Raw genomic sequence first — 9,792 nt, forward strand, 5'->3', positions numbered from 1 at the left:
ATGAATTTAGAGTGTCATGTGGATTTTGAAGATAAATTGAGTTTGCTTGGTTTAATAGTTAATTATCAGCATGAACTTTTGAGGGATTACTATGATGTTAGTCTACCAATACTTGAGGATATTAGGAGGGTTATGATTGATAATGGTGCTTTGGGAGCTAAGATTTCTGGAGCTGGGCTTGGTGGAGCTATTATCGGTTTAGTTAGGGATGAGGGTTCAGCGGAGAGGGTTTGTAAAGCTTGTATTGATCGTGGATTTCCAATGGCATTCTATTCACGTCCATCTGAGGGGGTTAGAGTGGAATACCGCTTTTAGCATCATATTAACCTTTATATATGTTGTCTAGGAAATAGTTTTATCATGGATGTCTTTGAAGCCATATTGAAGAGGAGGAGTATTAGGAGGTATTTAGATAAGCCTGTGGAGCCTGAGAAGGTTTTGAAGTGTTTGGAAGCTGCTAGGTGGGCTCCCTCAGCTCACAATTCACAGCCATGGCACTTCATAATTGTTAGGGATAAATCTGTTCGTGAGAAACTTGCAAGCATACATCCTTATGGTAAGCATATGGCCTCCAGCCCAGTGGTTATAGTTGTCTTAGCAGACCCTGAGAAGTCTCCAGTATTCTGGCAGAATGATGCTGGTGCAGCAGTTCAAAACATCCTTTTAACAGCCTTCTCTGAAGGGTTGGGTTCATGTTGGATCGGCGTCCAATTCACACCCTTTGAAAGTGAGTTTAAGAAGATCCTAAACATCCCAGAAAAGTTTAGGGTTGTATGTGCAATTACCCTTGGATATCCGGCGCATGAACGTACATCCACTAGAGTTCCATTGGAGGATATTGTGAGCATTGAATCTTATGGTGTAAAGTTGAATGTGGAATCCTTTAAATCTGGTAAACAATAATAATTCTTAATGGTGATCTAAATGAATTTGAAAACCAATGTTGATAGGCTTGTTAAAGTTTCTGTGATAGGTGAAGTTGCAAGCCCAGTATTCAGGTATCCACCATACAACATTTCAGCTTTCGGCCAATTGATAGTGTGCCCAGGGGTTGGTGGAATAAGGTATAATGTTCGCGTTGGAGATTCAGCTGTTAATTGGGTTGCAGATCACGTGGAGCCTGGCGTTAGCATAAAGAATTTATCCAGCTACCCAGGTAACCCTGAAGGGCCTAATAATGCATTGAACGTTCTATCATGTATTGGTAATGAGGCTAGAGTTGTTAGTGGGGAAGCTAAGGGGGCAATTGGATACATCACTGGTAAGCATGGTGGAATAGAACATGTTATGGTGGATTTCCCACCGGAAGTTTTGGATAAGCTGGTTATAGGGGATAAAGTTCAAGTTAAAGCCTTCGGTCAAGGATTAAAACTCCTAGACTTCCCAGACATCACAGTTATGAATATAGATCCATCACTACTAATGAAGATGAACCTATCCGTTGAGGGGGATTGCCTCGTAGTTGGAGTTACACATATAATTCCAGCTGGGATAATGGGTTCAGGTTTGGGTAGCAATCAAACATACAGTGGAGATTACGACATAACATTATTCGATGAGGAAACTGTTAAGAAGCATAATTTATCCACACTGAGACTTGGAGACATAGTTGCAATAGTGGATGCAGATAGCACTTACGGTAGAATTTATAGGAAGGGGGCTGTAACCATAGGCGTAGTTGTACACACAAACTCATACATTGCAGGTCACGGTCCAGGAGTAACAACCATACTAACATCAAGCAAAGGCAAAATTAAACCAGTAATAAACAGTAAAGCCAACATAGCATACTACCTAAACCTAAGACCAGAAATAAACTGGTAAAACAATCCAACATCGGCTACTAAACAAACCAAACTTTTTCCCCTTAAACCTTAATCGCTTTAGCTGGCGATATATATATATACTTGAATTCAAACTAAAATCTTTGGGATCCGTAATGTTTATTATAAAATCAAATTTGAAAACTGTAATTATCATATTGCTCTTCATAGTCTCATTGTATGGTGCAATTGTTATAGGAAAGGAGCTCAATACAATTCATTTAGCCGTCCTTGTGGTTAAGGATGGTAAAGCCGTTAGCGATGCCAATGTATACGTTTTTGCAGTAACCCCTAAGGGAACCCGCCTAATGGCAGTGGCCTCTACAGATAGTCAAGGAATGGCAACATTTGAATTCTCAATAGGAGAGGTAATTAAACCAATAATTGATTGGAATTCCGTTCAAAAAGCCATCCAAATTAGTCCAGGATTCTACATAACCGTAATAGGGAGGGTTGGGGAATACAAGTACTTTGGAACTGGATCCGTGAAATTACCATTAAAAACCATTGGGCCACTAATCACCAGCACAATCGTAGAGCTGAAGGATAGGCTCCTTAAAGTTGAAGGTGCACTTGCCTCCACAGTTAACTACAAACAACAAGCCCCTCCATGGGCCACACTAGTATACAGTAAGGAGGAATCACGAAGAGAAACATTATTCAAAGTGGCTACAGACCCCCATACCACAGCTACTGTTGATTATACTATGAATAAATATGAGGAGATAGCTTTCAAATGCACGTTTTCAGTTACTTTAAAATATAGTGGTACAATAATAATTCCATGGAAAGTTGATAAGGAGATAAGTTGGGTTACATCACAAAGTGAGAAAACGCTTCTATTTAACGTCTTGCAGAGTAGCGTTAACTATATTTCATGTTTAGTCACAATTACCTATGAGTGTTGGGAGTATGAGGAGCCTGCTGATGGCGGTGAGCTTTATAGGGAGCATAGGGTATACATACGTTATCATCTCCCAGACTCTCTAGATACCACTAAGGGTGTTGACGATATTGATGGTACTGAACAATTTCTGAAGAGCGCTCCTGGACAGGGTTTATACCCTGCAAATCCCACAACTGATGTTAAGCTTCGTGAAGATGTAAGCACACAGTTTGCGATTCCCGTATTCGGGTTTGTGCGTGAAATACCATTAGATTATTTACCAGCATCATTAGTTGTTGCAATCGACGTGTGTCTGGTTCTGAAGAGTGGGTATGCAATAGATGCTACAGTAATAGTTTACTGTGAGAGTGGTTATACTGTTTCGGTATATTATATTAAGGTTTATAGGACTGTTAATGCTGATTATAGTTTGCCATGTTGGGCCATTATACTGAAAACATAAAACTTCCCTTTTTATTGTTTATTGGGCTTTCTTGATGTCATTGTATATTATTTCTGCAATCTTCTTCCCTGATAGTAGCATTCCTCCAAATATTGGTCCCATTCTTGGTAGGTTATATATGGCTGCAACCGCCATTCCCGTTGCGTAGAGTCCTGGTATGATTCTCCCAGTGTAGTCTACCACAAGCTTTTCTGCAAGTTCTGCGTATGCTGATCTCTCCCCCCTCACGCTTATGTTTAGTGATGGATTCTTCTTTGAAGCTATGGATATTACTTGTGCTTCATGTCCAGTTGCATCTACAACTGCTTTTGATTCTATGAATAGTGGGTCTACATGTAATCCGGATAGGGGTATTGCCGACCACAATACTACTACGCCAGTTATTCTTGGTGGGTCATCCCTATATATCACGTCATCCACTTGGAGTCCATATACTATCTTTGCACCAGCTTCAATGGCGTTGTAAGCTAGTTTCGTCATTAATTCATATGTATCCACAACATAGAGTCCTTCATCTGCTTTAACAGCTTTAATGTTCATTTCATCTAGTATCTGTTTTGCCTCTTCACCCAAAACAACTTTATGTAGTAGCATTCCGCCTCCGCCAATCCCTCCACCAAAGCTAAGCCTCTTCTCTATAATCACGGTTTTCAAACCTTTTTCCGCTAGATATTTTGAGGCTGTTAATCCGGATGGTCCTGCACCAACTATTGTAACATCATTTTTTATAATGTTTTCCACCCAATCCTTCGCAGTGTACTCCCATATCAGTCTACTTATCCTCCACTCAAGACTCATGATTTACACCATTAAATCAAAGTTTACATATGTGTTTATATGCTTTAACATTTCTTCTTTGAGAGTATTTTTGTAATGGATTGTTTCAGTATTTCCAGTCTCTCTTTGAATAATTCTGGTTTAGCTCCCATGCCAACTCTTGCAAACCCCTTTAAATCGAATGTGGATCCTGGGCATATTAGTATTCCATATTCTCTGAATAGTTCTTCACATATCTCTTCATCGTCACTTCTATCTATGAATTCCATTAGGAATATTGCTCCAGCCTTCGGCATATGCACTCTAATTTTCTCTAGGTTTTTGGAAGCTTCTTTTAGGATTTTCACATTTTCATTCAATATCCTTTTCGTTCTTTCCAGTATTTTCATTCTTGCTTGTGGTTGTAGGCATTTGGATGCTATTTTATCACTTATCTTTGATGGTGCTATTGTTGTGTAATCCTTTAAGCTCCACATCCTCTCTATCTCCTTTTCCCCAGCTATTATCCATCCGATTCTAAGTCCTGGGAGTCCGTATGCCTTTGATAATCCTGATGTAGCTATAACGTTTCCACTTTCAAATCCTATATCCACTATGCTCTTTAACTTATCATCTTCATGTTCTGTTCCAAGGTAGACTTCATCCACAATAACCTTTGCATTTAGCCTTTCCGCTTCAACGTACACTTCTTCCAATTCCTTTGTGGTTAGATATTGTCCTGTGGGGTTGTTTGGGTTTGTTAGGAATATTGCTTTAGGCTTCTCCCTCCTCATTAAGTTTATGAGTTCCGTTAAATCTATTTTGAAATCGTTTTCCCTCTTCCTCCATATGAAGTTTTGTTTTGCTCCAATCCATTCTGTTAATCCATGTATTTGCATGTAGTTTGGTTTCTCCAGTATTACTTTGTCTCCACTTTTCACTTGTGATAATGTTACCAGTAGGTTTGCTTCTATGCTTCCATGGGTTACGAGTATGTTATCCACTTTCAGCTTTGCTTGATAAGTATTCATTATTGCTTCTCTAAGTTCAATGCTCCCCTTAGTCCATCCATATCCAATTGTAAATTCATCTTCAAGTATTGGTTCTCCAATTATCTCTTTGAGTTCTCCTATGCTTAGTGGTTCAATTCCACTTTCACTTAAAAGTATTTTTGCCTTGGTTTCCCTTAGGCTTTGCCATCTTTCAAGTCTAAATTCCCTTAAATCCACCATGTATCACATTAATCCCAGTTAAGCATTTAAACGTTTACCAGAATTCTTGGATATCTTTATTATAATCCCTCTAAACAATTTATACTAAATGTTTGGATGGCGCCCTTTTTGGGGTTGATGTGTTTTGAGTTTAGATTTGCTTGAGGATTTGAAGAGGAGGCGTAGGGCTGTTATACTTGCACACAACTATCAGCTACCAGAAGTTCAGGATTTAGCTGATTTCGTTGGGGATAGTCTTGAAATGGCTTTTAGGGCTGTTGATTTGGATGCTGATGTGATTGTTGTGTCTGGTGTTAGGTTTATGGCTGAAATTGTGGCTGCAATAAATCCCGATAGGATTGTTTTGCATCCGGAGCCTAATTCCAGATGTCCATTGGCTGATAGTGTCAATGCTGGTTTGATTTCTGATTTTAGGAGTAGGTTTAAGGGTGTCCCCGTGGTGGTTTACGTTAATTCCCCCATTGAGGTTAAGGCTGTTGCAGACTACTTTGTAACAAGCTCCTCAATTCTGAGGCTTATTTCAAAGTTGAATGTTGAAAATGTGATTTTTGGCCCTGATAAGAATCTTGCCGATTACATTTCTGAGAAATTGAACGTTAATGTTATACAGTTATCTCCAGAATCCCATTGCCCCATCTACGAGTACCTATTGGATGAATATTATGTTTTGGAGGCTTTGAAACATCATCCCAACGCTAAGCTACTTGTCCACCCACAAGTTTCTAAGAATGTTCGTAGGCTTGCACATTTTGTTGGTAGCGATAACGGTATTGTTAGGGCTATTGGCGATCTTGAAGGGGAAGAGTTCCTCATAGGCGCTGAGGAGGGATTAGCTTATAGGGCTGGGAAACTTTATGGAGGTAAGAGGATATTTCCAGTAAACTGTAGGGCTGTTTGTATCGAAATGAAGAAGATTACCCCAAGGAATATTATAAATTGCCTCGAGAATCTTAAGTTTAGAGTTACATTGGATCGTGAAATCATCTCCAAAGCCCGTGAAGTAATATTTAGTTCCCTAGAGTTATTGGAGTGATTCTGTTATGGAGCTGCTATGTGACGCTTTATGAAATGGTTTCTTGAAGACGCTTCATACGGAATTTAATTTCACAACTCCTAATTCCTTTTAGCTCCTAGGAATTAAGTTGAATACAGGATTGGGAGTGGTCAAGATTTTAAGGCTAGAGATGTTTTAATGTTTCTTGAAGGTTCTGCGAGGAGTATACTTCTAGTGAGGAGGACTCTACTGAACCTCCTATCCTACCTATTTAGCGTTGCAACTTCAACAAGGACTCTCCTCGATAAGGTTGGGATGGTTAATGGGAGGGTTAGGTTGGCTGCCACCCGCAAGGTTCCCCCTAGATTAAGTTATCTGGTTAAGAGAGCTGTGGCTTATGGTGGAGACACCCATAGATTCTCTCTTAGCAATGCAGTATTGGTGAAGGATAATCATATTGCAATTCTAGGTGGTGTTGCCAATGCAGTTAAGACTGCTAGGGAGAAGGCGTCATTCATTTATAAGGTTGAAGTGGAAGTTAAGAGTTTGGAGGAGGCTATTGAAGCTGTTGAATCTGGAGCTGATGTTATAATGCTGGATAATATGAGTGTTGAGGAATGTTCAAATGTTTTAAATGAGCTTAAGCGGAGGGGTTTAAGGGATAAGGTTATCATTGAAGTGAGTGGTGGAATAGGTTTTGATAATATTGCCGATTATGCCAAATTGGATATCGACGTTATAAGCACCAGCAGGATAACCATGAATCCTGAACGTGTAGACATAAGTTTAGAGGTCATTGAAGTATTGGGAAATTAATCCCCTACAATAAATTAGCATTCTAATCGATTAAAATAGACTTTTCACACATATCTTCAAAGTAAAAATGAATTACGAAATTTATAACCCATTTATCATGCTTATCAATATTACTATACATTTTTACATCGTTTTCTCAGATATAAGTTTAGAATAGAAAAGGATAAAAGTGTATTAACTTACATATTAGGAAATAACGGAGGTATAATCTGAAAGTGGAGTTAAAGAGGAAGGTTGAATCGATAGAGGTGAAAGAGAAGAGTATATCGCAACTGCTTGCTGAAATGGCTAAAACCGCTTATCAGGGTAGGAAGCTCGGTGAAGCTGTGGAAGTATGGGAGGAGATGATTAAGGATCCAAATGTGACGATAATTATGGGTTTAGCTGGATCTATGAGTACTGCTGGACAGTGGAAGATGATTAATTGGCTCATTGAGAATAGGTTTATTGATGTACTGGTCTCCACAGGGGCTAATGTTTCAGAGGATATTGTTGAAGCTATGGGATTCTCATATTGGCAGGGTAGCCATCTGGTTAATGATAGGGAACTTTTGAAGGCTGATATAAATAGGTATTATGATGTTTACGGTTTTGAGAAGGATTACGTTGCTATGGAGAATCTCATAAAAGAATTTGTATTGACTCTGCGTGAAGATTACATTTACTCATCAATGGAATTCCTACACCTATTTGGTAGATGGCTTTTGAAGAGGGGGGTTAGGAGCATTGTGGCTGTAGCTGCAGAGCATGGTGTCCCAGTATTCTGTCCAGCCATTGCAGATAGTGCTTATGGTGAAGCTTTCATAATGGCTAAGAATGAGGGTAAAACGATAATTGTTGATAACGTTAAGGATTTCGATCAATTTGTGGGTATAGGTGAGAGGGTTAAGGATATTGGTGTCATATATATTGGTGGCGGCGTCCCCAAGGATTATACCCAACTCCTCGCCATCTCCCTAACCTTAAAGACTATGCATCGTGAAGTTCCTGGTAGGAGGGGGTTCATGAGGAAGAGTTTGAAGGAATACTATTACCCACATAAATATGCCATACAGATAACAACTGACTCTCCACAGTGGGGTGGTTTATCTGGTTGTACATTGGAGGAGGCTATTAGTTGGGGTAAAATTGATGCTGAGGGTAAGAGGGTTACATGCTATTGTGATGCCACAATTGCTCTACCTCTAATAACACATGCATTGAATGAGAGGATTAAGTTTAAGAGGAAACCTTCTGATATGTCATGGCTTTTCAGCGACGTTTTAAAGGCTCATCCAAACCATTAAATGGGCATCCTCCTCCGAACCCTAACACATATATAACACCTTTTTTCTAAATTGTTTCATGAGTGGTCAGTTTATTTCAAGAATCACGGATATGATTAAATCTGAGGATTGGAATGCTACAAGTTTGGAGGATGCTTCAGCGAAGGTTTCTAATGTCATGGTCAAAGCTTTGATGGCTGGTATAGCATATGATTCTAGGAAACATGCATATCTCTTTAAAGCTTTAGTGGAAATGTTGAGGGGTGAAGCTAGACCTCTAACTGAAGGGGAATATGAGATGCTTGGGAAGACCATTGCTGAGCACATAGATGTTGAGTTGAAAATGATGAGTGATGTTGAGGATCTTATAAAGTTTATTGGGGATGAAAGGTTGAAGTATGTTTTGAGGTATATACTTGATGATGAGAAGCGTCATCATGCATTGCTTTTGGGTTTGCAGGAGGCTGTTAATAGGAGGGAACTTGTCACAGAATTTGAATGGCTTAACATTGTTTGGAAGGATGTGCCCTTCTTCTTTTAGTTTAATTTAAATTCCAGTTTTTACTTAAATTTATTTGTGGTGTAGTGGCTTGGTAAGTGATGAGGTGATTGAGGCTTATAGGAGGGCTGGGGAGGCTGCTAGGGCCGCTATAAATAGGGCTTTTGAAATTGTACGTGCAGGTGTAAGTATTAAGGATGTTTGTGATGATCTTGAGAGGAAGATTATTGAGTTTGGGTGTAAGCCAGCTTTCCCCTGCAATATATGTATAAATGAGGTTGCAGCCCACTACACTGCAGATGAAAACACGAGAACCATAATTCCAGATAACTGTATTGTCAAGGTTGATGTGGGTGCACATTATGATGGATACATTGCAGATGCAGCTGTAACCATAAACTTATCCTCTGAACATGAAGATTTAATTAAATCTGTTAGGGAAGCCATTGATAATGTTTCAAATGACATTGAAACTGGAATTTCGGTTATGAAGATTAGCACAATAATTGAGAAGACCATTAAGTCCTATGGATTTAAGCCAATAAGGAATCTATGTGGGCATCAGATGGATAGGTATAAGCTTCATACTGGATTTGCAATACCAAATGTTAAGCAAGTGAAGGATGTGTTCACAAAGCTATATCCAGGATATGCTTACGCCATTGAACCCTTCGCAACTATTGATTCAGGTAAAGGTGAAGTTAATGGGGTTAGGGGTGGAAATATATTTAAACTCGTTAGCCCAAGACCTCCAAAGATGGGTGCAGCTAGAAGCCTATTCCTAACAATTCAAAGGAGGTTCAATTACCTCCCATTCACTAGGCGTTGGCTATCAGATTTTAGAGACAACCCCTCATACTCAAAGGCCTTCTATCAATTGTTGGATAGGGGATACATTACTGAGTACCCGTATATGGTTGAAGGTAATGGGAAGCCTGTGGCTCAATGGGAGCATACATTCCTTATATTGGAGAAGGAGGTTATAAGGGTCACGTAAAAAAAAAATGTGGGTTGATATTTATTTCATCCATTTGAATTTCACTTCATCCAAATCTCCT

10 protein-coding genes and 1 pseudogene are annotated in these 9,792 nt (G+C 39.4%); 9 read left to right on the forward strand and 2 right to left on the reverse strand.

The genetic code is table 11. The features are described 5' to 3' along the window. From MRT15_RS06800 to MRT15_RS06815, 4 genes and pseudogenes are all read left to right on the forward strand, one after another. Positions 1 to 315: pseudogene (locus MRT15_RS06800) on the forward strand (GHMP kinase); the annotation flags it as partial. 45 nt (positions 316 to 360) lie between these two features. Then, complete coding sequence (locus MRT15_RS06805; protein ID WP_304329145.1) at positions 361 to 903, forward strand: nitroreductase family protein; 543 nt, start codon at positions 361 to 363, stop codon at positions 901 to 903. Positions 904 to 924: 21 nt separating this feature from the next. Next, a complete protein-coding gene (locus MRT15_RS06810) occupies positions 925 to 1,824 on the forward strand; it encodes a DUF4438 domain-containing protein (RefSeq protein ID WP_304329147.1) in 900 nt (299 codons plus the stop codon). A gap of 115 nt (positions 1,825 to 1,939) precedes the next feature. Continuing rightward, a complete protein-coding gene (locus tag MRT15_RS06815; RefSeq protein WP_304329148.1) occupies positions 1,940 to 3,172 on the forward strand; it encodes a hypothetical protein in 1,233 nt (410 codons plus the stop codon). An 18-nt stretch (positions 3,173 to 3,190) separates the two neighbouring features. Here the strand turns inward: MRT15_RS06815 and MRT15_RS06820 are convergent, their stop codons facing one another. After that, positions 3,191 to 3,970, reverse strand: a complete 780-nt coding sequence (locus tag MRT15_RS06820) for a sulfide-dependent adenosine diphosphate thiazole synthase (RefSeq protein WP_304329150.1) — start codon at positions 3,968 to 3,970, stop codon at positions 3,191 to 3,193. A 44-nt stretch (positions 3,971 to 4,014) separates the two neighbouring features. Beyond that, on the reverse strand, positions 4,015 to 5,160 hold the full coding sequence (locus MRT15_RS06825; RefSeq protein WP_304329152.1) for an aminotransferase class I/II-fold pyridoxal phosphate-dependent enzyme: 1,146 nt from the start codon (positions 5,158 to 5,160) through the stop codon (positions 4,015 to 4,017). A gap of 124 nt (positions 5,161 to 5,284) precedes the next feature. Here MRT15_RS06825 and MRT15_RS06830 point away from each other — a divergent pair, with 124 nt between their 5' ends. The 5 genes from MRT15_RS06830 to map all read left to right on the forward strand — a co-directional run bounded on the left by MRT15_RS06830 (position 5,285) and on the right by map (position 9,731). Then, a complete protein-coding gene (locus tag MRT15_RS06830) occupies positions 5,285 to 6,193 on the forward strand; it encodes a quinolinate synthase (protein WP_304329154.1) in 909 nt (302 codons plus the stop codon). Between the two features lie 120 nt (positions 6,194 to 6,313). Next, the gene (gene nadC / locus MRT15_RS06835; protein ID WP_304329161.1) at positions 6,314 to 6,970 is read left to right on the forward strand and encodes a carboxylating nicotinate-nucleotide diphosphorylase; all 657 of its coding nucleotides are present in this window, start codon (positions 6,314 to 6,316) and stop codon (positions 6,968 to 6,970) included. A gap of 215 nt (positions 6,971 to 7,185) precedes the next feature. Beyond that, positions 7,186 to 8,256, forward strand: a complete 1,071-nt coding sequence (locus tag MRT15_RS06840) for a deoxyhypusine synthase (protein WP_304329155.1) — start codon at positions 7,186 to 7,188, stop codon at positions 8,254 to 8,256. A gap of 58 nt (positions 8,257 to 8,314) precedes the next feature. Beyond that, positions 8,315 to 8,776: a ferritin family protein gene (locus MRT15_RS06845; RefSeq protein WP_304329157.1), complete on the forward strand. Its 462-nt coding sequence runs from the start codon at positions 8,315 to 8,317 to the stop codon at positions 8,774 to 8,776. A 49-nt stretch (positions 8,777 to 8,825) separates the two neighbouring features. After that, entirely contained in the window at positions 8,826 to 9,731 is a 906-nt protein-coding gene (gene map / locus MRT15_RS06850; protein WP_304329159.1) for a type II methionyl aminopeptidase, read from the forward strand. The last annotated feature ends 61 nt before the right edge of the window (positions 9,732 to 9,792 follow it).

The sequence above is a fragment of the Candidatus Culexarchaeum yellowstonense genome (assembly GCF_024707025.1).
In the GTDB taxonomy this organism is placed as follows: domain Archaea; phylum Thermoproteota; class Methanomethylicia; order Culexarchaeales; family Culexarchaeaceae; genus Culexarchaeum.